Below are 23,264 nucleotides of genomic sequence, written 5' to 3' on the forward strand. Positions count from 1 at the left end.
GAAGCTACATCTGCTTCAGCCAGGCCTTGGCCGTTTCCATGTCGTCGAACGTGGCCACTACCGGGCTGCTCACCGTAAACTGCAGCGTGAGGTCGGTAGACAAACGGCTGTACACATTGGGCGAATACACCCAGGCAAAGTACGCGAGGCCGGCGGCGGTCATGTCCGGAAACCACTTGTTGCCGCACCATTCGGCGGCTTCGCTCCACATGCTGGTTACGCGGGTGTTGTCATTCAACACCTTCTGGCTGCGATGCAACACCATCAACCGCAGCATTTCACCGCATCCGTGCTGCACACTTGCCAGGTCCTGGTTGCCGTGCCAGTCGGCGTGCAGCCATTCGTTCAGGTGGTCGTAGGAAATGGTAACATGGGGGTTTCGAGTAACGTTTGCAGAGACATAGCTTGGGTGGGCAGGCAGTGCGGGCTGCTACGTCAAGTACGTAGAAAAGGATACGGGCCCGGCACGTATTCTGAGCCAATACCGGACTCAAATCATTTTAGTACACTTTATTGTTTTTGAACAAATACGTAACGCGGCCCCGGCAGCCCGCCAAAGGGCGCTACCCGCAAAGCCCTGCCGTGGCCCAGGCCGAACTTTACCGGGGCCCTCCGGCTTGTGGAGCTGCAAGTCCGAAAAGCCAGACGGAGTCCTACTTCGTATGTAAGCCCGAGGGCACCGGCGCCGGTTTGGGGCCTGCGCCCCGGCGGCTTCTGGCTGGACCAGTCTGCCGACACCGGCCTTCGCTTCAACCTACTTCGTCCATGAAAAACCGATTGAAATCCCTGTTCAGCCTGAGTTTGCTGGCTTTCACGTTTGCCTGCGGCACGCAGCAGCCGGCCGATGCCCAGAACCCGCCGCGCTCCACCGCCGGCTTTGCCCCGGCCAACCTGAGCGGCCTGGCCGTGGCCACGTTTGCCGGCGGCTGCTTCTGGGCCCAGGAGGAAGCTTTTGAGCAGCTCAGGGGCGTGAAGCAAGTGGTGAGCGGCTACGCCGGCGGCACCAAAGCCAACCCGACCTACGAGGAAGTAGCCGACAAAACCACCGGCCACACCGAAACGGTGCAGATTTACTACGACCCCAAGGTCATCAGCTACCAGAAGCTGGCCGACATCTTCTTCACGGCTTCGCACGACCCCACTCAGCTCAACCGCCAGGGCCCCGACGCGGGCCCCGAGTACCGCTCGGCGGCCTTTTACCGCACGCCCGAGGAAAAGGAGATTCTGAAAGCCACCATTGCCCGGGTGAACGCCTCGAAGCAATACGGCAGCAAAATCGTGACGGAGGTGGTGCCGTTCCGCAAGTTCTGGCCCGCCGAAGCCTACCACCAGGGCTACTACCGCCTGCACCCCGAAAACCCCTACCTCGCCCACGTCTCGGCGCCTAAAGTGGAGCACGTGCAAAAAGCCTTTCCCAAGGAGCTGAAGACGCCGCGCTAAGCGCCGCGCAGCCGTGATTTTGGCAGCACCCGAGCCCCGGCCACCCTGGCCGGGGCTTTCTCTTGGTTACATCCGAGGCGTTTCATGCTTCCGCTTATCTTTGATACAGCAAGCGGTTTGCGTCTGGTTGCGTATCGATGTCATTGCCCCTTATGCCTGCCCCTGCCCTGCCCGCTCTGGATTTTGAACTGCTGTTTGCAGCACTGCCAGCGCCCTTTGCCGCGCTGGCGCCCGATGGCACCGTACTGGCGCTAAACGCGGCCCTGGCTGCGCTGCTGAATCCGGGCGAGCGAGCAACTTTGCCAGGCCAGCCAGCCGGCGCGCTGCGCGGGGCCCTGACCGCCGCAGGCCACTCCCTGGCCCCGCCCGACGCCTGGACAGCCGGGCTGCGGGCCGCCCAGGCCGGCACCGCCCAGGTCCTCGCGCCCGACTGGACCACACCACCGCCCGCTGCGGCCGCGGCGCTTACGATGAGCGCCTGGGAAGCCAAGCTGCAGCCCGTGAGCGCCCCGGGCACCGGCGAGCCTGCGCTACATCCTGCTGCACCTGCTTGGCCTCGACGAGCCGCAGCGCCGCCAGGAGCAGCGCCTGGCCCGGCAGCAACAGCACACGCAGCGCATCCTGGACCAGCTGCCGCTCACCATCTCTACGATGGAAGGGCCCGACCTCACCTTCACCTTCCTGTCGGACCGGGCCCGCAAGGCAATGGGGCCGCGCGTGGCCCTGGGCCGCACCGTGGCCGAAAGCCTGCCCGAAATCACTGCCCAGGGCTACCTGCAGTTTCTGCAGCAAGTCCGCGACAGCGGCCAAGCCCACTTTGGCCACGAAGAGCGCACCGAAATCCAGGACCCGGAAAGTGGCGAGCTGCAGGAGCACTACCACAACTTTGGGTACCTGCCCCTGCAGGGCGAATCAGGGCCGGGCGTGCTAGCCTACGGCCTGAACGTGACCGAGCAGGTGCAGGCCCGCCTGCGCAACGAAGCCCTGGCGGCCGAAGCGCAGGCCGCCGACCAGCGCCTGCGCCACGTCACCGAAAGCCTGCCGTCCATCACCTTCATCAGCAACCAGGAGGGCCAGGTGCTCTACGTCAGCCCGCAGTGGTACGCCTACACCGGCACCACCGCGGCCGATGACCTCGACCGCGTGTGGCAGGACCGGGTGCACCCCGACGACGCGGCCCGGGTGCGGCAGGACTACGCCGCCGCGCTGGCCAGCGGCACGCCCTGGCGCTACGAGCCTGCGCCTGCGCCGCCACGACGGCGAGTACCGCTGGTTTACAAGCCAGGGCGTGCCCGAGCCCTGGAAGAAGCCCGGGCCGCGGGCCGCTCCCGCCAGTGGTTCGGCTCGGACCTCGACATTCACGAGCCTGCGCGAAACCCAGCGCCGCCTCGAAGCCAAAGACCAGCAGCTCAGCCAGATTCTGAGCCAGAGCCCGGCCCTGATTGCCACCGTGGCCGGCCCCGACCACCGCTTCACCTTCACCAACGCCGCCTACAACGAGCCTGATGGGGCACCGCCCCGCCTGGGCGCGCCGGCCGCCCAATGCCTGCCCGAAGTAGCCGAGCAAGGCTTTGTGGCGCTGCTCGACATGGTGTACCGCACTGGCAAGCCATTTGTGGGCCAGGCCCTGCCCATCGAGCCTGCTCGACGCCGCTACCGGCCAGCGCCAGCAGCGCTACCTCGATTTTACCTACCAGCTTCAGCACGACCACCAGGGGCAGCCCACGGGCATCCTGGCGTTTGGGGTCGACGTGACCCAGCAGGTGCTGGCCCGCCGCGAAACCGAAGTGCTGCAGGGCGAAGTGCGCGCCGCCGACGACCGCCTGCGCCGCCAGGCCGAGGTGCTGCCCATCATCACCTTCACCACCGACCACACGGGCCGCACCACGTACATGAGCCCGCAGTGGTACGCGTTTACGGGGCAAAAGCCCGGCGGGTCCTGGGAGGAAGTGGACGCCGTGTGGGCCGAGCGCCTGCACCCCGACGACCGGGAAAAAGCCACGTACCACATTCAGAAAAGCATCGACTTTGCCCAGTTGGGCCGGGTGGAAGTGCGCCTGCGCGGGGCCAACGGCCAGTACCGGTGGTTTCTGACCGAGGCCGTGCCGGAGCTCAACGCCGCCGGCCAGCCTGCGCCAGCGCTACGGCTTCATGCTTGATGTGCACGAGCCTGCGCGACACCCAGCGCCGCCTCGAGGCCAAGGACCGGCAGTTGAGCCAGATTCTGGACCAGGCGCCGGCGCTGGTGGCCACGCTGGCGGGCCCGGAGCACCGCTACACGTTCTTCAATTCCCTGTACCATGAAGTTGCAGGGCAGCGCATCCGCCTGGGCGAACCCATGGCCCAGGTGCTGCCGGAGGTCGTAAGCCAGGGCTTTATCGACCTGCTCGACCGGGTGTACCAAACCGGGGAAACGTATACCGGGCAAGAGGTCCCCATTCGCCTGCAGCACGCGGCGACAGATGCCGACCTGCGGTACGTAGACCATTCCTACATCGCGCTTCGCGACGAGGACGGGGAAATCAACGGCATTCTGAGCTTTGCGCTGGACGTGACCGAGCGGGTGCGCGCCCGCCAGCAGGCCGAGGAGCCTGGCCGCCGAGATGTACCGCCGCGACGAGCAGGTGCGCACCATTACGGCGTCGGTGCCGGTGTTCATCTTCAACTTCAGCCCGGACGGCCACATCACCTACACCAACCCGTACTTCTACGAGTACACCGGCCTGAACCCCGCGGGCCCTCTCGACGACGCATGGAACGCGCTATCGCCCGAAGACCTGGCCCGGGTGGGCGCGGTGGCCCAAACGGCCATGGCCGCCGGAGAGCCGTGGGAGGCTACCTTCCGGTGCCGGCGCCGCGACGGCGAGCCTGCGCTGGTTCCAAACCAAAGTGCAGCCCTATTACGACGCGGCGGGCCACCTGGCGGGCTTCAGCGCGGCCACCATCAAAATCCACGAGCTGCACGAGCGCACCGAGGAGTGGCCCGCAGCCGCGCCGACTTTGCCGCCCTGGCCGACAACATTGCCCAGGCTGGCCTGGATGGCCGACCCTACGGGCGCCATTTTCTGGTACAACCAGCAGTGGTACGACTACACCGGCACCACCCTGGAAACCATGCTGGGCTGGGGCTGGCAGCAGGTGCACGACCCCGCCTTTGTGGAGGGCGTGCGCGAGCGCTACCTCGCCAGCATTGCGGCGGGCCAGCTCTGGGAAGACACGTTCCCGCTGCGGCGCGCCGACGGGCAGTTCCGCTGGTTTCTGAGCCGGGCCCGGCCCATTCGCGACGAGGCTACCGGCGAGGTGGTGCGCTGGTTTGGTACCAACACCGATGTGACCGAGCTGCGCCAGCTCCAGACCCAGCTCAGCGCCAGCGAAGAAGAGCTGCGCATTCAGGCCGAAAGCATTCCGCAGCAGGTATGGACGGCCCGGCCCGATGGCACCGTGGACTTCTTCAACCACCGCATGGCTGCCTACGTGGGCGAATCGATGGAGAAGAACGGGGCCGCGCACTGGCTCAACTTTGTGCACCCCGACGACCTTGCCCCCATGCAGGCCCGCTGGCAGCAGGCCATTGCCAGCCAGCGCTACTTCGAGGCCGAGTTCCGCCTGCGCCGCTACGACGGCGAGTACCATTGGTTTTGGGCCAGGCCCAGGCCCGCCGCGCGCCCGGCGGCGCGGTGCTGAAGTGGTATGGCACCAACACCGACGTGCACCAGCAGCGCGTGCTGCAGGAGCAGCTGCTTGCCAGCCAGGCCCGCTTCCAGCAGCTGCTCGAAACCCTGCCCCAGATGACCTGGACGGCCAGCCCCGACGGCATCGCCACGTATTTCAGCCAGCGCTGGCACGACTACACCGGCGTAACGCCCCAAGGGATGGAGGAGTTGGGCTGGGAACCGTTTGTGCACCCCGACGACTTGTTCACCACCATGCGCAACTGGAAAGCCAGCCTGGCGACCGGCGACGCCTTCGCCGACGAAACCCGGTGGCGCGACCAGCACGGCAATTACCGCTGGTTTCTGGTACGGGGCGAGGCCATCCGGGACCATACCGGTGCGGTGTCGCTCTGGGTGGGTGCCCATACCGACGTGCACGAGTTCAAGCAGGTACAGCAGCAGGCTCGAAGCCCAGAACAAACGTCTGGTACGCACCAACGAGGACCTCGACAACTTCGTGTACACGGCCTCGCACGACCTCAAGCAGCCCATCCACAACATGGCGGGCATCTTTGAGGAGCTCACGCGCACGGCCTACTTCCGCGACCCCGAAGCCATCAAGCTCATCAGCTACTTTGAACGGTCGCTGGCCCAGATTTTTAAAACCATCGACGACCTGAGCGCCATTGTGCGCGGGCAGCGCGAGCAGCAGGAAATTCCCGCCGAAGACGTGGCGCTGGCGCCGCTGGTTTCCGAAATCATCGGCAGCCTGCAGGAACAGGCCCGGCAGGCCGACGCCACGTTTGAGCTGGATTTTGCCACCTGCCCCGTGGTCACTTTTGTGCGGCCCAACCTGCAGAGCCTGCTCTTCAACCTCATCAGCAACTCGCTTAAGTACGCCGCGCCCGGCCGGCCGCCGTGCATCCGCATCCGCAGCGCGCCCGATGCGGTGAGCGGCCGCCCCATTCTTACGGTGCAGGACAACGGCATCGGCATCGACATGGAGCGCTTCGGCCCGCAGCTGTTCCAGCTGTTCCGCCGCTTCCACACCCACGTCGACGGCACGGGCATGGGCCTGTACCTGGTGAACCGCATCGTGCAGAACCACGGCGGCCGGCTGGAAGTCAGCAGCGCGATTGACGAAGGCACCACGTTTCAGATTTATTTGTAGGTAATTCAGAAGAAGAACAGCCACATCCCCTCCTTTTTTAAGGAGGGGATGTGGCCGCGCAGCGGACACTGGGGTGGTTGCATTCGTTGAACGATGGGCGAATGAGGATTACTGCGCCGTCCTGCCGCTGGTCGTTCGGGTATCGTTCAACGACTTCACCACCCCGTTTAAGCTGAAGCTTAAACATCCCCTCCTTAAAAAAGGAGGGGAGTTTTTTCTCTTTCGCCTTCTTTAACAACCCCATTCGGCTACCGCTTTGCTCCTCTCCAAACTTCCCGACGTCGGCGTCAGCATCTTTACCCAAATGACCCTGCTGGCCCAGGAAACCGGCGCCATCAACCTCGCGCAGGGCTTTCCTGATTACGACCCGCCGCAGGAGCTGCTCGAAGCGCTGGCCCAGCACGCCCGCACGCCCGGCCACCACCAGTACGCCCCCATGCCGGGCCTGCCGCGGCTGCGCGAAGCCATTGCCGCCCAGATAGGCCGCCTCCACGCCGATGCGCCCGTGCCCGACCCGGCCACCGAAATCACCGTGACGGCCGGGGCCACCGAGGCGCTGTATGCCGTGCTGGCCGCCGTGGTGCGCCCCGGCGACGAGGTGCTGGTATTTGAGCCAGCCTACGACCTCTACGGCCCGGCCATTCGGCTGCAGGGCGGCGTGCCGCGCTACGTGCGCCTGCCCGCCCCGCACTTCCGCCCCGATTGGGAAGCCGTGCGCCGGGTGGTGTCGCCCCGCACCAGGCTGGTGCTCGTGAACACGCCCCACAACCCCAGCGGCGCCGTGTTCACGGCCGACGACTGGAACGAGCCTGGCCCGCCTGCTGTCCGGCACCGATGCCCTGGTGCTCAGCGACGAAGTGTACGAGCACCTCGTGTTCGACGGGATGCCCCACATGAGCGCCCGCCGGCACCGGAGCTGCGCGAGCGCAGCTTCGTGCTCTCGTCCTTCGGCAAAACCTACCACGCCACCGGCTGGAAGGTGGGCTACTGCATCGCGCCGCCGGCCCTCACCGCCGAGGTGCGCCGCGTGCACCAGTTCCTCACCTTTGCCGTGAGCACGCCCACCCAGCACGCCCTGGCAGATGTGCTCGAGGCCGATACCGCCGATGCGCACGCCCGCGGCCTGGCTCAATTTTACCAGGAAAAGCGCGACGCGTTTCGCAACTTGCTGGAGGGCGCCGGCTGGGAGCTGCTGCCCGTGCCCGGCGGCTATTTCCAGCTGGCCCGCTACGATGCATTTTCGCCGCAGAAGGACCTGGCTTTTGCTCAATTTCTGGCCCGCGAGAAAGGCGTGGCCGTGGTGCCGGTGTCGGCCTTTTACCACGATGGATTTGACGAGGGCCTGATTCGGTTTTGCTTTGCGAAACAGCCCTCCACGCTCACCGAAGCCGCGGCCCGCCTGCGGTAACGGAAAAACAAGAAACGTCATGCCGGGCGCAGCCGAGGCATCTCGCGTGCGCCGTCTGTCATGCTGACGAAGGAAGCATCTTATCACGGCTCAACGACTCGTTCCGTGGCGATAAGATGCTTCGTGCCTCAGCATGACAGTCGATTAATGACAGACGATTAGTGATAGACGATTGAGTTATTACCACCCAACGCCAGATGCCTCGCCTGCGCCCGGCATGACGTTCTTTGAAGTAAAGTTATCCACACCGCTCATGTCTGACCTCACCGTTTCCTTCGTCCAAACCAAGCTGCACTGGGAAGAGCCTGCCGCCAACCGCGCCACCCTCGACGTGGCCCTGGATGTAGCCCTGGCCGGGCTGGCCCGGCCCACCGACCTGATTGTGCTGCCCGAAATGTTCAGCACCGGCTTCAGCATGGACGCCCCGGCCCTGGCCGAGCCCATGGACGGCCCTACTGTGGCGTGGATGCGGGCGCACGCCGCCACCCACAATGCCGTAGTAACCGGCAGCATTATCGTGGAAGAAAACGGCGCGTACCACAACCGCCTGCTCTGGGTGCGCCCCGATGGCAGCCTGAGCTACTACGACAAGCGCCACCTCTTCACGCTGGCCGGCGAGCAGCACACCTACACGCCCGGCCGTACCCGCCTCGTGGAGGAATGGCACGGCTGGCGCATCTGCCCGCTGGTGTGCTACGACCTGCGCTTCCCCGTATGGAGCCGCAACCAGCCCGTGGAGCCCTACGACCTGCTGCTGTACGTGGCCAACTGGCCCGCCGTGCGCCGCACCGCCTGGTCGACCCTGCTCCGCGCCCGCGCCATCGAGAACGTGGCCTGCGCCCTGGGCGTAAACCGCATCGGCCATGACGGCCTGGGCCACGAGTACGCCGGCGACTCGGCCCTGCTCGACGCCCGCGGCAACTACCTGGTAGAAGCCGGGGACCACGCCGGCGTGTTCACGCACACCCTGAGCCGCGCTGAACTGGACGAGTTCCGCGCCAAGTTCACGGCGTTGAACGACGGCGATGCGTTTGAGCTTCGCGGGGAGTAGCGTGCTCAGCCCGCCAACAGGGCGAGTGGTTCCTACAAGTTTAAACGGTCATCGTTTGCAGCGTGTAAAACGGCTTGCCTTCTTGCCTAAACCACCGTGGCTGTTACAGCACTCTTCCAGCGAGTTCTGCAACAGCCACCACCGTTTCGCTGAACAGGCATAGCACCTACCGCAAATAGCCCGTTTTAGCTCCAGGTGTACTCAAACTCCTTTGGTTCGGCACGACGTTCTCTGGAATTTCCAAACCGCTTCAACTTAATGGGACCAAGCCTAGGCAATACCCTGCGAAAGAAGCCCGGTCCCTTGATGTTTGCTTTAGCGGTTTGCGGCGGCGCGCGGGGCTACTTGGCTTTGCCCAAACTTGTAGCCGGCTCCAATCATCAGCCCGGCGCTGGGCAGGTACTCGTAGTACATCTTCTTCTCGCCTCCGATGCGGCCGTTTATCGTCAGGTCGGCCAGGGCTACCCACTGCGGGGTGAGCTGGTAGCTGGCGTTGAGGCCCCCGGTCAGAAAAGTATCCAAACGCTGCTGGTCCAGGTTTTGGGGCACCGCCGTTGCAGGCTGGGAAGGGTAGTAATAATAGTACGTTTGCTGGCCCTGCTGGTTGATATGCCAGAAGGTAAGGCCACCGATTAATGCCGCATGAAAACGGGAAGCGGCCGGGTTGAGGGTGACCTGCAGCAGCACCGGCACTACCACGTTATTCGTCGTCTGGTGCTGCACGAAGCGCTGCGTTGCGCTGCTCTCGTCCCGGTCTACCCGGTTGCGCCGGTAGGCCACGCTCCCGCGCACGGCCACGGCTGGGCTCAAGCCCAGGCTGCCCAGCGCGGTTGGGGCGAAGGCGATGTCATCGGCCGATTCGTTGGGACCGGTGTAGTAGCCGCTCAGGCTGGTCAGCCCCAGCCCGAGGTAGCTCGATTTTGCCTGAGGCGCTTCCGCTACCTGAGCCTGGGCCGAATGCGCCATTACGGCCAGCGCAACCGCTAAGATTAACTTTTGCACGAACTACGAATTTTGAACAGTCCTTGGTAAGTGAGGGTGTACCCGGCTTGGGTTAAGACGTCGAGTTGCAATGCTAAATTCTGGTAGCGGGTCGAAACGCGGGCGTAGCCAATCTTCATGTGTGGGAGAGTTCAGGAAACTCATCCAAAAGTAGCATTCTGTGAACTTTGAAACGTGAACGGGTTTCGTGAACTCCACCGAGTCGGTTTGCCCCCGTAGGGAGCTTCGGCCGGGTCGAAGCGCGTGTTGTTTCGTAGCTCAGGGAAAGGTGCCTATTACCTACCTGATTTTGTTTTCTCTTTGGCGAGGTACCACTGCGATACATAGCCTTCTATGCCCACGTCTTCGCTCATGAACACCACCTGGGCCCAGTTACGGTTGGGCAAGGCGACAACGGTCCCCATGGTGTTGCGGCCCACGTAAAGCTTGGGGTTTCCGGGTCCCTCGGCGCGCGGGCGTGGTCGAACATTTAGGAAGCGAGTTGCCACGTAGACGGTGTCTCCGATACCGAACGGCGGCCGCTTCGATGCCGGAGCGGCTTGCAGAGGGGTCTGTCCGGTATGGGCACGCAAGGGAAGTGTGGGGACAATGGCGGCAGCCACCAAGTTCAGGAGGCAACAGGGTAGCATGGGTGGCAGGAGCATGGACCAAAGAAAGATAGAATCCGAGCCTTCTGCTTGGCAGATTTGATGGGGCTAGGAAGTGTTAACAGTGAGAAGTAAATTGGAGCATGGATTTTCTGCTAACGGAAGCGCAGTGGGCACGCATCGCGCCCCTGCTGCCGGGTCGAGAAGGCACGAGCGGGGGCCGGGGCCACGACAACCGGCGTTTCGTGGAGGCGGTGCTCTGGTTGACGCGCAACGGTTGCCGCTGGCGGGCCTTGCCGGCCGAATGGGGCAACTGGCACACGACGTACACGCGCTTCCAGCGCTGGGCCGCGTCCGGCGTGTGGGCCCGGGTGCTGGCGGCCGTGCAGCAGGACGACGCGCTGCACACGCTGCTGGTCGATTCGACCACCGTGCGGGCCCACCAGCACGCGAGCGGCGCGCGCAAAAACGGACCGCAAGCCCTCGGGCGCAGCCGCGGCGGCTTGACCAGCAAGCTGCACGTGGCCGCCGATGCGCAGGGGCGGCTTGTGCGCTGCCGGCTGACAGCCGGCCAGCGCCACGACGCCCCGCAGGCCTTGCCGCTGCTCGAGGGGCTGGCCCCGACGCACCTCGTCGCCGACCGCGGCTACGATTCCGACCCGCTCGTGGCCGCGCTCGCCGCCCGCGGCACCTGCGCCGTGATTCCGCCCCGGTGCAAGCGCCGCACCCCGCGGGCTTACGACGCGGCCCGCTACGCCCAGCGCCACCCCGTCGAGCGACTCTTCAGCCGCCTCAAGCAGTTTCGCCGCGTGGCCACCCGTTACGACAAGCTCGATGCGCATTTCTTGGCCTTTGTTCATTTGGCGGCGACCGTTTTGTGGCTCCGTGACTGTTAACACTTCCTAACCACTGCATCAAGTTCACCTAGAGGTGACTCAGCCTAGCTCCAGCGGTAATGCTAAACAGCTCTAACGCACCAGCAGCCGCTGCACAGCCGCAGCGCCATCAGCGCCCGTGGCCTGCACGAGGTACACGCCCGGCGCCAGGCCAGCCAGATTTACCGCGTGGCGGCGCTGGGCGGTGCCCGCGGTTTGCACCACGCGGCCGGTGAGGTCGAACAAGGTAAAGCGCGTGGGCTGGGCAGTTTCGACGGTGGCAGTGGCGATGGCGGGGTTGGGGTAAACGCTCAGGGCAAGAGCGCGGGCTGCTTGTGGTTGGGCCGCCGTGGCGGTGCGGTTGCGCGGGCCGTAGCTCAAGATGCCCCCGGCCTGGGTGCCCGCAAAAGCTCGGGGGCGCCGTCCCCGCTCAGGTCGGCGGTGGCCAGGCCGTAGTGCGCGCGGGCGTTCAAACCCAGGCGGGTGGGCTCGTACTGGCCGGTGAGGGGTTGTACAGCAGTTCGGTGCGCTCCGAAAAAGGCCGGTCTGGGCGCGGTAGTTGGAGAACAAGCGCAGCAGGCCGCTGGCATCGGCGGTGAGAAGGTCAGGCTGGCCGTCGCCGTTCATATCGGCCACGACGACGCTCAGGTTGTCGGGCCGCGCGCCGCTGGCCGTCCGGATGCGCCCGAAGTCGTCGTTAGCCAGCACAAAGGCATTTTCCAGCGGCCCCGTGCCCCGGTTGCGGAAGTAGCGCAAACTCATGCCGGGCTCGCGGGTGTCGTTGGTGCCCAGCAACAGGTCGACGTAGCCGTCGTTGTCCACATCGGTAAAGCAGGGCATGTCGGCGCGGGTGGCGGGCAGCACGCCGGAGGCGGCTGCGCCCTGGGGCTTGAAGCTCCCGGCATTGGCGATGCTGAAGGCCGCTGCCTGGCCGGCCGGGGCCGTGTTCAGGATGTAGTACAGCGTGTTGGTACTGGCCGCGCGGTCCCAGGCGCTGTAAGCCAGGTCGAGGGCGCCGTCGCGGTTCAGGTCAATCAGCACGGGCTTGAGGCCTTCGAGGTTTTTCGCAGCCAGGCCCAGGTAATCATCGGTGATGAGCCGAAACACCGGGCGGGTGCGGGTGCCCACGTTGCGGTAGTGCGTGAGGGTGGCGCGGTACACGTTGCTGACCCGGTCGGCGTGGTTGCCGATGAGCATATCGGGCAGGCCGTCGCCGTCGAGGTCGCCGAAAGTGGGCGCGGCGCCTTCGCTCACGTCTATCATATCATTTTGCAGGAAGCCGCCGGGGTTGTAGGTGAAAGCGGGCGCCCCGCTGGCGGCCGTGTTTTCAAACAGCTGCAGGTGGTTGCGCAGACTCACCTGGTCTTCGCCATTGCTGAGCATGTTGGGCGCCACCACCAGGTCGGGGCGGCCGTCGAAGTTGGCATCAAAAGAATAGCCAGCCGGAAAGACCGGCACGCGCACCGGCGTGGCCGCCGACGGAAAACTGGTGCTGATGCCCGCCTGCGTGAGCACCGGCGCCGCGGCGGTGCCCTGGTTGAGCAGGCGCGTGAGCTCGGCGCAGTTGTCGCGGCCGTCGAGCAGGTCCTGGTCGCCGTCGCCGTCAAGGTCGAGCAGCAGCAGGCTGTGGCCGCCGGTGTGGTTTGGCCGCGCCTGGAAACACGGCTGGCCGTTGAACATGTAGCTCGCGCAGCCCCCGCAGGCCTGGATGCCGCCCCAGTTGTCGGTGGTTAGGCTGAAGGTGAGGGCATTGCCGCAGGTGCCCGGGCTGGTGTTGAGGTACAGCTCAATAAACGACGCGCTGCTGAAATCGTAGCTCATGATGTCGAGCTTGCCGTCGCCGTTCACGTCCTGGATGGCGGGCATGTTGTAGCCGCCCACCGTGAGGTTGGCCGTGCCCGAAAAAGAGCCCGAAAAGCGAATCTGATTGGTGGTGAGCTGGAAGCTGGGCCGGCCATTGGCCAGCACGTTGCGAAACACCCGAATTTCGCCGCTGTTGACGTAGGTAAAGAGGTCGGGGCGGCCGTCGCAGTCGTAGTCGCGCAACAGGGCCCAGCCCAACAGGTCAGCCGGAAACAGCGACTCGTACTGCGGGGCGTATTCCCAGCGGCGGGCGGCGGCAGTGCCCGGCGCGGGCACGCTTAGGAAGGTATAGGTGCGGCTGCTTTCGCGGTCGAAGGCAAACAGGTCGTTCTGCCCGTCGTTATTCAGGTCGAGGGTGCTGAACTGCGGGGTGTTGAGGCCGCCCGCCCAGGCGTGGCGGAGGGTATCGGTGCCGTGCACCACCGGGGCCGCCGGCCGGTACTCGAACCCAAACCCGGCCCCCGACTGAGCGCGGGCAAACCCGGAAAACGCCAGCAGCACCAGCAGAAAAGTATAAGTACGAAGCATGGGCACGAATTGGGGCAGACGGTTCGGGTAAGATTTTGCGAATGGGAAGAAAAATCACGCCCACCTTTGCAGCAATTTACACCCGGTTTGCCCTCACCGCTCACTCCCATGTTGCTCTACTCCCATTATTTGGCGGCCCACGGCCAGGTCAGCACCGATTCGCGCCAGCCCCAGCCCGGCACGCTGTTCTTTGCGCTGAATGGTCCCAGCTTCCGCGGCGCCGATTTTGCCCCGCAGGCGCTGGCCAAAGGCGCGCACCACGCTGTGGTAGACGATGCCGCCCTGGCCGCGGCGGAACCCGACCGCTACACCTTCGCGCCCGACCCGCTGGTGGCCCTGCAGGAGCTGGCCCGGCACCACCGCCAGCAGTTCGACATCCCGGTGCTCGCCGTGACGGGCTCCAACGGCAAAACCACCACCAAGGAATTGCTGACGGCCGTTCTGGCTCAGAAATTCCAAGTGCTGGCCACCATTGGCAACCTCAACAACCACATCGGGGTGCCGCTCACGCTGCTGCGCCTGCGGGCCGGCGAGCACGACTTCGCCGTGATTGAGATGGGCGCCAACCACCGCGGCGAAATAGCTGCCTACTGCGAATGGGCCCTGCCCACCCACGGCCTCATCACCAACATCGGCAAAGCCCACCTCGAAGGCTTTGGCGGGCCCGAAGGCGTGGCCCTGGGCAAGGGCGAGCTGTTCGACTACCTGGCCCGCACCGGCGGCACCGCTTTCGTCAACACCCTGGATAGTAAACTGCCCAGGCTGGCCGCCGCCGTGCCCACGCGCCTCACCTACCCCAGCCCAACCGACACCTACCCCGCCACCCTGCTGGCTGCCGACCCCGCTGTGGCCCTGCGCCTGGCCGACGGCACCGACGTAGCCGCGCAACTCACTGGCGACTACAACTTCCCCAACCTGGCGGCGGCAGCGGCCGTGGGCCTGCACTTTGGCATCTCGACTGATAAAGTAGCCACGGCGCTGGCCCAGTACAACCCGCAAAACAACCGCTCGCAGCTGGTACGCACGGCCCACAACGACCTCCTACTCGATGCCTATAATGCCAACCCAAGCAGCATGGCGGCGGCCCTACGCAGCTTTGCCGCCCGCCCGGTAGCAGCCGGCCAAACCAAGCTGGCCGTCCTCGGCGACATGTTTGAGCTAGGCCAGGACAGCCCCGCCGAGCACCAGCAGGCTGGGCCAGCTATTGGCAGAGCTCAAGTTGCCCACCGTGCTGCTAATCGGCCCGGAGATGAGCGCAGCGGCAGCCGTAGCCGGCGGTGCTCAACATTTCGCCACCAAAGCCGAGGCGGCTGAATGGCTCAAGCAACACCCCGTGCGCGGCCAGCAAGTGCTGGTAAAAGGCAGCCGCGGCATGGCATTGGAGACGCTGGTGGAGCTGCTGTAGCGTTGGTAAAGCTCCCCTTATTACCAAGGAGGGAATGTTCGCGCTTCAGCGCGAACGGGGTGGTTGAGCTGTTGAACGATGATAGAGCGATGCTACCTGCGCCGTTCTGCCGCCAGTCTTTCGGGCATCGTTCAACGAGGTCAACCACCCCAGGCGGCACTTCGCGCCAGCGTCCCCTCCTCAGCTGAGGAGGGGAGTTTTTTTGTTCTGAACAGGTTGCTAGAACGGACTATCAAAGTCCCTCAGCCTGGGCAGTTCTTCGTCTTTACCTGACACCAGGGGCGCTACTTCGGTGCCCCAGTTGATGCCCAGGTCCGCGTCGTCCCAGCGCAGGCCGCCTTCGGCGCTGGGGGCGTAGTAGTCGCTGCATTTGTAGAGGAAGATGGTGTTGTCTTCCAGGGCCATGAAGCCATGGGCAAAGCCTGCCGGGATGTAGAACATGTTGCCGCGCTCGGCTGTCAGCTCAACCATTTGGTGCTGGCCGAAGGTGGGCGAGTTTTTGCGTAAATCAACGGCTACGTCGAGGGCGCGGCCCTGGCCTACGCGCACCAGCTTGGCCTGGGCGTGGGGCGGACGCTGGAAATGCAGGCCACGCAATACGCCTTTTTTGGAGTTCGACTGATTGTCCTGCACCCACTCGGCGGTGGCGCCGGCTTGCGCCATGAGGCGGGCGCTGAAGGTTTCGAAAAAGAAGCCCCGGTCGTCGGCAAACAGACGGGGAACGAACTCGACCAGCCCCGCGATGGGGTATTGCTTTACTTCCATTGAGGCAAAGTTAGAAATTGGGAAGGATGCTTTTTGAGGATTTGCAGCATTGGTATGCTGCAAATGACGGTTATGCTATGGCTTTGCTGCGGCTGGCTTTCTTATTCTCATAGCCTACTTCGGCCACGGCGGTCAGGTACTTGTCCAGCACCAGCTTTTCGTCGAATTTGGTTTCGGCTAGCTTACGGCTGGCTTTGCCCATTCGCTGCAAATCGGCTTCGGAAAGCCGCAGGACCTGGAGCATTTTGGCGGCCAGTTCCGGGCCGTTGCGCACCTGGCAGAGATAGCCGTTGAGGCCGTCAACCACGGTTTCGCGGCAGCCGGGCACGTCGGTCGTGACGAGGGCTTGCCCACGGCTGCCGCTTCGAGCAGGGTTTTGGGCGTGCCTTCGCGGTAGCTGGGCAGCACCACGCAGTCGGCCAGGTGCAGGTGGGCGGCCACGTCGTCGGAGCGGCCCAGGTACTCGATGTCGCCACTTTTGAGCCATTCTTCGAAGGTGGCGCGGGGCACACCCACACCGCCGGCCTCGTCGAGGCCACCCAGCAATTGGATGCGGGTGCCTGGCACGGCTGCCCGAATGATTTTGGCGGCTTCAAAGTATTCAACCACGCCTTTTTCATAGAGCACACGCGCCACCATCAGGAACACAAACGGCGTCTGGCGCGTGAACTGCGCAGCCGGCTGAAACCGGTCGGTGTCGACGCCCGAACCGGGCAGCAAATCGGTGATTTCGGGGCGAATCAGGCCGTTATCGAGAAACAGCTGGCGGTCGTCGCCGTTCTGAAAAAACACCTTGTGCGGGAAGCGAAACGCGAAGCGGTAGAGGCCCAGGGCCACCTTGCTCACAAAGTTTTTGATGATGAACACCGTGCCCAGTCCGCTCACGTTGTTGATGCACGGCACGCCCGCCAGCTTGGCCGCGATGCTGCCGTAGATGTTGGGCTTGATGGTGTAGTGCAGCACCACGTCGGGCTTTTCGCGCTTGTAAATCTGGTAGAAACGGCGGGTGAGCGCGGCGTCCTTCAGCGGGTTGGTGCCCTTGTTCTCCATCAGGATGGGCACGAAGCGGCAGCCCAACTCGGTTTCCAGGCGCTGCGAATAGTCATCGGGCGGGGCAATGGCCAGCACCTCGTGGCCGGCCGCCTGCAAGGCCCGCACGAGGCTGGCGCGGAAATTCCAAATATTCCAGGCGGTATTGATAACGAGGGCGACGCGCACGAGCGGTGAATGAGTAACTGAGTGACTGAATAACTTACAGCAAAGGTCGGGCTTACGGCCGGCAATGCGCGGCTTTACGAAATCTTCGCGCGCTGGGCCGGTACTTTGTGGGCTCTTTGTGTGTTGTGCTTGCTATGAACTTACGCGTTGCGGCCTTTTCGCTGCTGTTATCCCTGTTGCTCCAGCCGGCTGCCGCCACGCCGCCGGTGCTGCCCGGCCAGGTGCTTTACCAAAAAACTGCCTGCGCTGCCACGGCGCCAACGGCAAGAAAGGCGCCAACGGTGCCCACGACCTGACCAAGAGCAACCTCAACGCTTTCGGGCGTACTTATATGGTAACCAACGGCATGGGCAAGATGCCGGCCTTTGGCAAAACCCTCTCCCCGGCGCAGGTGCAGCAGGTGGTGGCCTACTCGCTTACCTTGCGCTAAGGCGGCAGGCGGCACCGTTTTTCCTTGCCCCGCGTAGGGGATTTGTACAGATAACCTTCCCATGGCAAATAAACCCACATCCGGCGGCCGCAAACCCGGCGGCAGCACCCGGCACTTCACCACCGACAACGCCAAGGCCGGCTTCGTGGCCACCAAATCGGGCGGCGCGTATGCCACCGCCAAAGAGCAGGAAACCGCCGTGCTCGTGAGCGTGCCGCCCCGCCGGCAGTCCGAAGCCCAAACCTCCGAGTACCTCGACGAGCCTGGCGTTTCTCATCGAAACGGCCGGCGCCACCGCCACCAAGCGCTTTGTGCAGCGCCTCGAAAAGCCCGACATCCGGACATACGTGGGCGAGGGCAAGCTGGCCGAAATCAAGGCCTGGGTGCAGCACGAAAACACCAGCATGGTGGTCTTCGACGATGACCTTTCGCCCTCGCAGCTGCGCAACCTCGAAGCCGAGCCTGCTGGTGAAAATCGTGGACCGCTCACTGCTGATTCTCGACATTTTTGCTCTGCGGGCTAAATCGGCCACCTCGCGCACGCAGGTGGAGCTGGCTCAATACCAGTATCTGCTGCCCCGCCTCACTGGCCTCTGGACCCACCTGGACAAGCAGCGCGGCGGCGTGGGCATGAAGGGCCCGGGTGAAACGGAAATCGAGACCGACCGACGCATCGTGCGCGACCGGATTGCTTTCCTGAAGGAAAAGCTCGAAGACCTCGACAAGCAGGCCCACACCCAGCGCAAAACCCGGGGCGGCAGCATCCGCGTGGCGCTGGTGGGCTACACCAACGTGGGCAAAAGCACCCTCATGAACGTGCTGGGCAAGTCTGACGTGTTTGCCGAAAACAAGCTTTTTGCTACCGTGGACGCCACCACGCGCAAAGTCGTGCTCGACCAGACCCCATTTTTGCTGTCCGACACGGTTGGGTTTATCCGCAAGCTGCCCACCAAGCTGATTGAGAGCTTCAAGAGCACGCTTGATGAGATTCGCGAAGCCGACCTGCTGCTCCACGTGGTCGACATCTCACACCCCGGCTTCGAGGAGCAGATTCAGGTGGTGAACGACACGCTCTCCGATATCGGCGCGGCCGAAAAGCCGGTGCTGCTGGTATTCAACAAGATAGACCAGTACCGGCCCGACGAAGCCGAGAAAGACCCGTTTGGCGAAGTGCTGGACGCCGAGGACGACGGCACGGCCCCGCGCCCACCGCTGGCGCAGTTGCAGGCTACCTACATGGCCAAGCTGCACGACCCGGTGGTTTTCATTTCGGCTCAGGAACGCACCAATTTGGAAGAATTGCGCGAGCTGCTGGGCAAGCGCGTGGCCGCCCTGCACCAGAAGCGCTACCCCTACCAGGCCGTGAACGATTACGGGACAGAGGCCGAGTAAGCAACCCCACAAATGGGCGGGTGGAGCAGCAAAAGCCCCTGGTTTTAAGGAGCAATCAGCTGCACCATTCGCCCATTTAGGTGCTCCCAATACCCATTATTGCGGCTTTCGCGTAAGGGCAACATGTGCCTGCCTTAATATCGGCGTTTCCCTATGACATCAGCTTTCACTTTTCGTACCGGCCTCTGGGTGGCCGCGTTGTTCAGCATTGGCCAGGCGGCCGTAGCCCAGATTCCGAGAGTGTACCCGCCGGCGGCGCCCATCGGGCCCGACAGCGTGGCCGACCGGCAAACCTTCGCCAACCCCTCGGTGCTGGGCATGGGCCCCAGCAAGGGCCTGATAGTGCGCTACGAGCGGATGCCCAAGTTTGGGGTGGCGTCCTCGGCCCAGGTTTCGGGCTTGTCGGATTTCTCTACCGACGTCACCAAAAACGCGCGCCTGTCCATCAAGGGCTACATTCCGGCCTGGAACCGGCCCCACCTCAAGGTGATAGTGGGCCTGAGCTACGAGCGCGAAGAGTTCAAATTTGAGCAGCGGCCCACCAACTACGAGCTGTTCGACAACATCGAAAACAAAGGCCTGAAAAGCACCGCGGCCCAGATTGCCGTCATCCGGCCCGTGGATGAGGTGCACTGGTACCTGGCCCGCGTGAAAGGCGAGCCTGGCCGGCGACTACACCTCCAACCAGCTCACCCGGTCCGACTACACCCGTTTTTCGGCCGAAGCCATTTACGGCTGGAAGCGCAGTCCGAACTTCTCATGGGGCGTGGGCTTTCAGTACGGCTACACATTTGGGCGGCTCAGCCTCTACCCGGCCGTGATTTACAACCGCACCTTCAACAGCCGCTGGGGCGTGGAGGCATTGTTTCCGGCCCGCGTCACGGCCCGCTACAACATTTCGCAGAGCTCGATTCTGTACGCCGGCTACACCGTGGACGGCTACAACTACATCGTGCACCTGAGCCGCGAGCCCTCTCGCGCAAAAACCCCGACGGCAGCGTCGACCTGAGCAAGAAGACGCTGAACTCGCTGGAGCTGCGCGAGACGGAGGTGAAGTTCCGGCTGCGCTGGGAGCGTGAGTTGCTCAGCTTCCTGTGGATGGGTGCCGAAGGCGGCTACCGCTACAACTACGCCTTCGACGCCTTCGACCGCACGAACGCCGACCGCGAAAAAATCATCGACTCCAAGTTCAACGGCGCGCCGTATGCCAGCCTCGAGCTGTTCATCACGCCGCCGCGCAAGCTGCTGGAAAAAGCCGGCGTGCGCCGCTAGCCGCCTATTTGCCTGATTGAAAACCAGGAAAAGCCCGGAGCCTGCGCCCACGCGTCGGTTCCGGGCTTTTTCGCATCCGGGCGGCAGGAACGTTTTTGCAAAGGAACTGTCCTGATGGAAGACGTTGAAGCCAATGCTGACAACAATTCGGCGCCTGCGGTCTTTCTACGAGTAACCCCGGCCACAAACCCGGAGCCCGCTGCTGCTTCGTACTTACCTTAAACTGCCCCATGGATACCTACTACAACCCCGCCGACCTTAAGAAATTCGGCAACATCGGCGAATTCCAGCCCGAATTTGCCGAGAAGTTCTTCTCCTACTATGGCGCCGTCTTTGCCGAGGGCGCCCTCACGGCCCGCGAAAAGTCGCTTATTGCCCTGGCGGTGGCCCACGCCGTGCAGTGCCCGTACTGCATCGACGCCTATACCTCGGACACCCTGGAAAAGGGCTGCACCGAGCCCGAAATGATGGAAGCTGTGCACGTAGCCGCCGCCATTCGGGGCGGGGCCACCCTGGTGCACGGCGTGCAGATGATGAATAAGGTCAAAGATTTGTCTATGTAGCAGGCCGGGGCCGCGGGCCTGCGCTGTTATTTTCCTTTGCAAGAATGAAGTCACTCAAGGCCACGGGCCACCAACTGGCGGATTCGGCCTTTCAGCTCACGGTGCTACGCACCGAAGTGGCCGAAACGCTGCACCTGCCGCTGTTTCACGAAAAGATGCGTGGGGCCGGGCTGTTTCCGCTCCTGCCGGTGGAGCCGGCCGTCCTGCAAATCAACGTGGGCAAGATGTGCAACCAGGTGTGCCGCCACTGCCACGTCGACGCCGGGCCCGACCGCAAGGAAATCATGACCCGCGCGACGATGCAGCAGTGCCTCGACGCGCTGGCCCAAACCAACATCCAGACGGTGGACCTCACTGGCGGGGCGCCCGAGATGAACCCCGATTTCCGGTGGTTTGTGGAGGAAATCAGCAAGCTGGGCCGCAAGGTGCTGGTGCGCTGCAACCTCACCATCATCGTGGCCAACAAGAAGTACCACGACCTGCCCGACTTCTTTAAGCAGCACGGTGTGGAAGTAGTTAGCTCCCTGCCGTTCTACAGCCAGGACAAAACCGACCGCCAGCGCGGTTCCGGGGTCTTTGCCGATTCCATCAAAGCCCTGAAGATGCTCAACGCCGTGGGCTACGGCCAGGAAGGCTCGGGCCTGGTGCTCAACCTGGTATACAACCCCAGCGGCGCGTTCCTGCCGGGCTCGCAAAAGAGCCTGCAGGACCAGTTCAAGCGCGCCCTGGCTAAGGACTTCGGCATCGTGTTCAACGAGCTGTATGCCATCACCAACATCCCCGTGAGTCGCTACCTCGACTACCTGATTGAGTCGAAAAACTACGCCGGCTACATGGAAAAGCTGGTGGGCGCCTTCAACCCCGTGGCCGCTACGGGCGTGATGTGCCGCAACACCATTTCGGTGGGCTGGGACGGCGGCCTCTACGACTGCGACTTCAACCAGATGCTGGATTTGTACGTGGCCAGCCCCGTGCAGCACATCCGCGACTTCGACGCGGCGGCCCTGGGCCTGCGCACCATTGTGCTGAACCAGCACTGCTACGGGTGCACGGCGGGAAGTGGCTCAAGCTGTGGGGGAGCCGTGGCGTAAGGACTAGCGCTGTCACTAAATTGTGCGTCATGCTGAGCGCAGCCGAAGCATCTCGCTCGCATCGTTGAACTATTGGTTTAGTGACGGCACGCGAGATGCTTCGGCTGCGCTCAGCATGACATTTTTTTATTGCTTTTTTCGCGTGGTGCCTTTCCGCGCGGCGGCACCTCTTTTCGCTGCCGCCGCTTCAGCCCTTTCAGCCATGCGTAGGTAGCTTCCTGGGCCTGCACCGGCTTCTTTCCCTCCTCAGGCGCCACAAACTCGTTCTCAAAATCGCGGGCCTTTACGGTGTCGTTCCGCTGCAGGTCGAGCAGGTGGCGGACTTCCGCCCGCAGGGTTTCGTCCAGGATAGGGAAGGCCACTTCCACGCGGCGGTCGAGGTTGCGCGTCATCCAGTCGGCCGAGGACACGAATACTTTTTCCTCGCCGCCGTGAGCGAAAACGTACACCCGGCTGTGCTCCAGGAACCGGTCCACGAGGCCGTGCTGGCGGATGTTCTCGCTATAAACCGGCTGGCCGGGCATGAGGCAGCCAATGCCCCGCACAATCAGCTCAACCCGGACGCCGGCTTCGCTGGCGTGGTAGAGTTTGGCAATCATGCCTTTGTCTTCCACGGCGTTCAGCTTGAGGATGATGTAGGCCTCTTTGCCTTTTTTGGCTTGCTTGATTTCGTAGTCAATCAGGGCGTTGAGGCCGGAGCGCAGGCCGAAGGGGGCCACCAGCAAGTGCTGGAGCGGCGGCACTACGCTCTGGTCGCGCAGGTACTCGAATACGGCCGTGGCGTCGCGGGTCAGCCGCTCGTCGGCCGTAAACAGGCCATGGTCGGTGTAGAGCTCGCTGGTACTTTCGTTGAAGTTGCCGGTGCTGAAATACGCATATTGGTGCGTGCTTTCGTCGTCTTCGCGGCGGGCAATGAGCAGCAGCTTGCTGTGCACTTTCAGCTCGGGCGGCGTGAAAATGACGTTGGCGCCGGCCCGCTGCAGCTTATCGGCCCAGTACAGGTTGGATTCCTCGTCGAAGCGCGCCTTCAGCTCCATCACCACGGTCACCTGCTTGCCGTGTTTGGCGGCCTTGAGCAGGGCTTTTACCACGGCGCTTTTGCTGGCCACGCGGTAGAGCGTGATGCTGACGGCCGACACGCGCGGGTCGGTGGCGGCCTCGCGCAGCAGGCGCGTCACGTAGTCGAACGACTGGTAGGGCGGGTGAAGCAGGTGGTCGCGCTGCCGGATGGCGGCCAGCAGGCTGCCCGTGCGCGGCAGCGTGGGGTGCGGCAGGGCCGGGCGCTCGGGATAGTAAAAGCTGGGGTCGTCGAACTGCGGAAAGCCAAAGAAGTCGCGGAAGTTGTGGTAGCGGCTGCCCTCCACCAGGCTCCTCGTCGGTGATGCCGGTTTTTGCTTGATGGCCCGCAGCGACTCCTGCGGCATTTCGGGGTCGTAGAGCAGGCGGGCCGGAAAGCCGGTGGCGCGCTTGGCCAGGCTGCTGCGGATTTTCTCCATCAGGTCGCCCGAAACCTCTTCTTCGATGTCGAGGCTCGGCATCGCGCGAGAGCT

21 protein-coding genes and 4 pseudogenes are annotated in these 23,264 nt (G+C 63.8%); 17 read left to right on the forward strand and 8 right to left on the reverse strand.

The genetic code is table 11. The annotated features are described in order from the left end of the window. Positions 1 to 4: 4 nt before the first annotated feature. Positions 5 to 265: a hypothetical protein gene (locus tag ACFQT0_RS01495; protein ID WP_380199796.1), complete on the reverse strand. Its 261-nt coding sequence runs from the start codon at positions 263 to 265 to the stop codon at positions 5 to 7. Positions 266 to 765: 500 nt separating this feature from the next. On the opposite strand from ACFQT0_RS01495, the gene msrA reads away from it, so the two are divergent. The 10 genes and pseudogenes from msrA to ACFQT0_RS01545 all read left to right on the forward strand — a co-directional run bounded on the left by msrA (position 766) and on the right by ACFQT0_RS01545 (position 8,723). Then, positions 766 to 1,440, forward strand: a complete 675-nt coding sequence (gene msrA / locus ACFQT0_RS01500) for a peptide-methionine (S)-S-oxide reductase MsrA (protein ID WP_380199798.1) — start codon at positions 766 to 768, stop codon at positions 1,438 to 1,440. Between the two features lie 630 nt (positions 1,441 to 2,070). Continuing rightward, positions 2,071 to 2,946 (forward strand): PAS domain-containing protein, encoded by an 876-nt coding sequence (locus tag ACFQT0_RS01505; protein ID WP_380205880.1) that lies wholly within the window; start codon positions 2,071 to 2,073, stop codon positions 2,944 to 2,946. Between the two features lie 107 nt (positions 2,947 to 3,053). Further along, positions 3,054 to 3,599 carry a PAS domain-containing protein gene (locus tag ACFQT0_RS01510; protein WP_380199800.1) on the forward strand — a complete coding sequence of 182 codons (546 nt, stop codon included), beginning with the start codon at positions 3,054 to 3,056 and terminating at the stop codon, positions 3,597 to 3,599. Beyond that, positions 3,599 to 3,949 (forward strand): annotated as a pseudogene (locus ACFQT0_RS01515) (PAS domain-containing protein); the annotation flags it as partial. The gene ACFQT0_RS01510 and the pseudogene ACFQT0_RS01515, both read left to right, overlap by 1 nt. A 94-nt stretch (positions 3,950 to 4,043) precedes the next feature. Then, positions 4,044 to 4,298 (forward strand): annotated as a pseudogene (locus tag ACFQT0_RS01520) (PAS domain S-box protein); the annotation flags it as partial. Positions 4,299 to 4,329: 31 nt separating this feature from the next. After that, positions 4,330 to 5,124, forward strand: coding sequence for a PAS domain-containing protein (locus ACFQT0_RS01525; RefSeq protein WP_380199802.1), 795 nt, complete (start codon positions 4,330 to 4,332; stop codon positions 5,122 to 5,124). After that, positions 5,079 to 5,669, forward strand: a complete 591-nt coding sequence (locus tag ACFQT0_RS01530; RefSeq protein ID WP_380205881.1) for a PAS domain-containing protein — start codon at positions 5,079 to 5,081, stop codon at positions 5,667 to 5,669. Before ACFQT0_RS01525 ends, ACFQT0_RS01530 begins: the two co-directional genes overlap by 46 nt. Beyond that, a complete protein-coding gene (locus ACFQT0_RS01535; RefSeq protein ID WP_380199804.1) occupies positions 5,611 to 6,264 on the forward strand; it encodes a sensor histidine kinase in 654 nt (217 codons plus the stop codon). The genes ACFQT0_RS01530 and ACFQT0_RS01535 overlap by 59 nt, the downstream gene beginning before the upstream one ends. Before the next feature lie 256 nt (positions 6,265 to 6,520). Beyond that, on the forward strand, positions 6,521 to 7,672 hold the full coding sequence (locus ACFQT0_RS01540; RefSeq protein WP_380199806.1) for a methionine aminotransferase: 1,152 nt from the start codon (positions 6,521 to 6,523) through the stop codon (positions 7,670 to 7,672). A 253-nt stretch (positions 7,673 to 7,925) separates the two neighbouring features. Continuing rightward, a complete protein-coding gene (locus tag ACFQT0_RS01545) occupies positions 7,926 to 8,723 on the forward strand; it encodes an amidohydrolase (protein ID WP_380199808.1) in 798 nt (265 codons plus the stop codon). Between the two features lie 315 nt (positions 8,724 to 9,038). Here ACFQT0_RS01545 and ACFQT0_RS01550 read toward each other — a convergent pair whose 3' ends face one another. Next, the gene (locus ACFQT0_RS01550; RefSeq protein ID WP_380199810.1) at positions 9,039 to 9,725 is read right to left on the reverse strand and encodes a hypothetical protein; all 687 of its coding nucleotides are present in this window, start codon (positions 9,723 to 9,725) and stop codon (positions 9,039 to 9,041) included. 275 nt (positions 9,726 to 10,000) lie between these two features. Then, positions 10,001 to 10,213 (reverse strand): hypothetical protein, encoded by a 213-nt coding sequence (locus ACFQT0_RS01560; RefSeq protein WP_380199812.1) that lies wholly within the window; start codon positions 10,211 to 10,213, stop codon positions 10,001 to 10,003. Between the two features lie 242 nt (positions 10,214 to 10,455). Between ACFQT0_RS01560 and ACFQT0_RS01565 the strand changes: the two genes are divergently transcribed. Continuing rightward, positions 10,456 to 11,208: an IS5 family transposase gene (locus ACFQT0_RS01565; RefSeq protein WP_380199736.1), complete on the forward strand. Its 753-nt coding sequence runs from the start codon at positions 10,456 to 10,458 to the stop codon at positions 11,206 to 11,208. Positions 11,209 to 11,280: 72 nt separating this feature from the next. Here the strand turns inward: ACFQT0_RS01565 and ACFQT0_RS01570 are convergent, their stop codons facing one another. After that, positions 11,281 to 13,578, reverse strand: coding sequence for a T9SS type A sorting domain-containing protein (locus ACFQT0_RS01570; protein ID WP_380199814.1), 2,298 nt, complete (start codon positions 13,576 to 13,578; stop codon positions 11,281 to 11,283). 108 nt (positions 13,579 to 13,686) lie between these two features. On the opposite strand from ACFQT0_RS01570, the gene ACFQT0_RS01575 reads away from it, so the two are divergent. After that, the gene (locus tag ACFQT0_RS01575) at positions 13,687 to 14,892 is read left to right on the forward strand and encodes a UDP-N-acetylmuramoyl-tripeptide--D-alanyl-D-alanine ligase (RefSeq protein ID WP_380199816.1); all 1,206 of its coding nucleotides are present in this window, start codon (positions 13,687 to 13,689) and stop codon (positions 14,890 to 14,892) included. 310 nt (positions 14,893 to 15,202) lie between these two features. On the opposite strand, the gene rfbC is transcribed toward ACFQT0_RS01575, so the two are convergent. The 3 genes and pseudogenes from rfbC to ACFQT0_RS01590 all read right to left on the reverse strand — a co-directional run. Next, positions 15,203 to 15,748 (reverse strand): dTDP-4-dehydrorhamnose 3,5-epimerase, encoded by a 546-nt coding sequence (gene rfbC, locus ACFQT0_RS01580; RefSeq protein WP_380199818.1) that lies wholly within the window; start codon positions 15,746 to 15,748, stop codon positions 15,203 to 15,205. A 70-nt stretch (positions 15,749 to 15,818) separates the two neighbouring features. Then, entirely contained in the window at positions 15,819 to 15,950 is a 132-nt protein-coding gene (locus ACFQT0_RS01585; protein WP_380206144.1) for a hypothetical protein, read from the reverse strand. Positions 15,951 to 15,989: 39 nt separating this feature from the next. Then, positions 15,990 to 16,966, reverse strand: a pseudogene (locus ACFQT0_RS01590) (glycosyltransferase family 4 protein); the annotation flags it as partial. Between the two features lie 118 nt (positions 16,967 to 17,084). Between ACFQT0_RS01590 and ACFQT0_RS01595 the strand changes: the two are divergent. The 5 genes and pseudogenes from ACFQT0_RS01595 (at position 17,085) to arsS (ending at position 21,714) form a co-directional block, all read left to right on the forward strand. Next, positions 17,085 to 17,396, forward strand: coding sequence for a c-type cytochrome (locus ACFQT0_RS01595; protein ID WP_380199820.1), 312 nt, complete (start codon positions 17,085 to 17,087; stop codon positions 17,394 to 17,396). A gap of 61 nt (positions 17,397 to 17,457) precedes the next feature. Then, positions 17,458 to 18,788, forward strand: a pseudogene (gene hflX / locus ACFQT0_RS01600) (GTPase HflX). Between the two features lie 189 nt (positions 18,789 to 18,977). Beyond that, positions 18,978 to 20,060 (forward strand): hypothetical protein, encoded by a 1,083-nt coding sequence (locus tag ACFQT0_RS31495; RefSeq protein ID WP_449272031.1) that lies wholly within the window; start codon positions 18,978 to 18,980, stop codon positions 20,058 to 20,060. Positions 20,061 to 20,290: 230 nt separating this feature from the next. Then, positions 20,291 to 20,623 carry an arsenosugar biosynthesis-associated peroxidase-like protein gene (locus ACFQT0_RS01610; RefSeq protein WP_380199822.1) on the forward strand — a complete coding sequence of 111 codons (333 nt, stop codon included), beginning with the start codon at positions 20,291 to 20,293 and terminating at the stop codon, positions 20,621 to 20,623. A gap of 44 nt (positions 20,624 to 20,667) precedes the next feature. Further along, positions 20,668 to 21,714 (forward strand): arsenosugar biosynthesis radical SAM (seleno)protein ArsS, encoded by a 1,047-nt coding sequence (arsS, locus tag ACFQT0_RS01615; protein WP_380199824.1) that lies wholly within the window; start codon positions 20,668 to 20,670, stop codon positions 21,712 to 21,714. 110 nt (positions 21,715 to 21,824) lie between these two features. Here the strand turns inward: arsS and ppk1 are convergent, their stop codons facing one another. Continuing rightward, positions 21,825 to 23,252: a polyphosphate kinase 1 gene (ppk1, locus tag ACFQT0_RS01620; protein ID WP_380199826.1), complete on the reverse strand. Its 1,428-nt coding sequence runs from the start codon at positions 23,250 to 23,252 to the stop codon at positions 21,825 to 21,827. Positions 23,253 to 23,264: the final 12 nt, after the last annotated feature.

It is taken from the genome of Hymenobacter humi (assembly GCF_042665855.1).
Lineage (GTDB): Bacteria > Bacteroidota > Bacteroidia > Cytophagales > Hymenobacteraceae > Hymenobacter > Hymenobacter humi.

Coding starts and splice junctions, on each gene's coding strand:
- ACFQT0_RS01495 (WP_380199796.1), bottom strand. CDS start 265: ATGGTGTTGCATCGCAGCCAGAAGGTGTTGAATGACAACACCCGCGTA.
- msrA (WP_380199798.1), top strand. CDS start 766: ATGAAAAACCGATTGAAATCCCTGTTCAGCCTGAGTTTGCTGGCTTTC.
- ACFQT0_RS01545 (WP_380199808.1), top strand. CDS start 7,926: ATGTCTGACCTCACCGTTTCCTTCGTCCAAACCAAGCTGCACTGGGAA.
- ACFQT0_RS01565 (WP_380199736.1), top strand. CDS start 10,456: ATGGATTTTCTGCTAACGGAAGCGCAGTGGGCACGCATCGCGCCCCTG.
- ACFQT0_RS01570 (WP_380199814.1), bottom strand. CDS start 13,578: ATGCTTCGTACTTATACTTTTCTGCTGGTGCTGCTGGCGTTTTCCGGG.
- ACFQT0_RS01575 (WP_380199816.1), top strand. CDS start 13,687: ATGTTGCTCTACTCCCATTATTTGGCGGCCCACGGCCAGGTCAGCACC.
- rfbC (WP_380199818.1), bottom strand. CDS start 15,748: ATGGAAGTAAAGCAATACCCCATCGCGGGGCTGGTCGAGTTCGTTCCC.
- ACFQT0_RS01585 (WP_380206144.1), bottom strand. CDS start 15,950: ATGGGCAAAGCCAGCCGTAAGCTAGCCGAAACCAAATTCGACGAAAAG.
- ACFQT0_RS01610 (WP_380199822.1), top strand. CDS start 20,291: ATGGATACCTACTACAACCCCGCCGACCTTAAGAAATTCGGCAACATC.
- arsS (WP_380199824.1), top strand. CDS start 20,668: ATGAAGTCACTCAAGGCCACGGGCCACCAACTGGCGGATTCGGCCTTT.
- ppk1 (WP_380199826.1), bottom strand. CDS start 23,252: ATGCCGAGCCTCGACATCGAAGAAGAGGTTTCGGGCGACCTGATGGAG.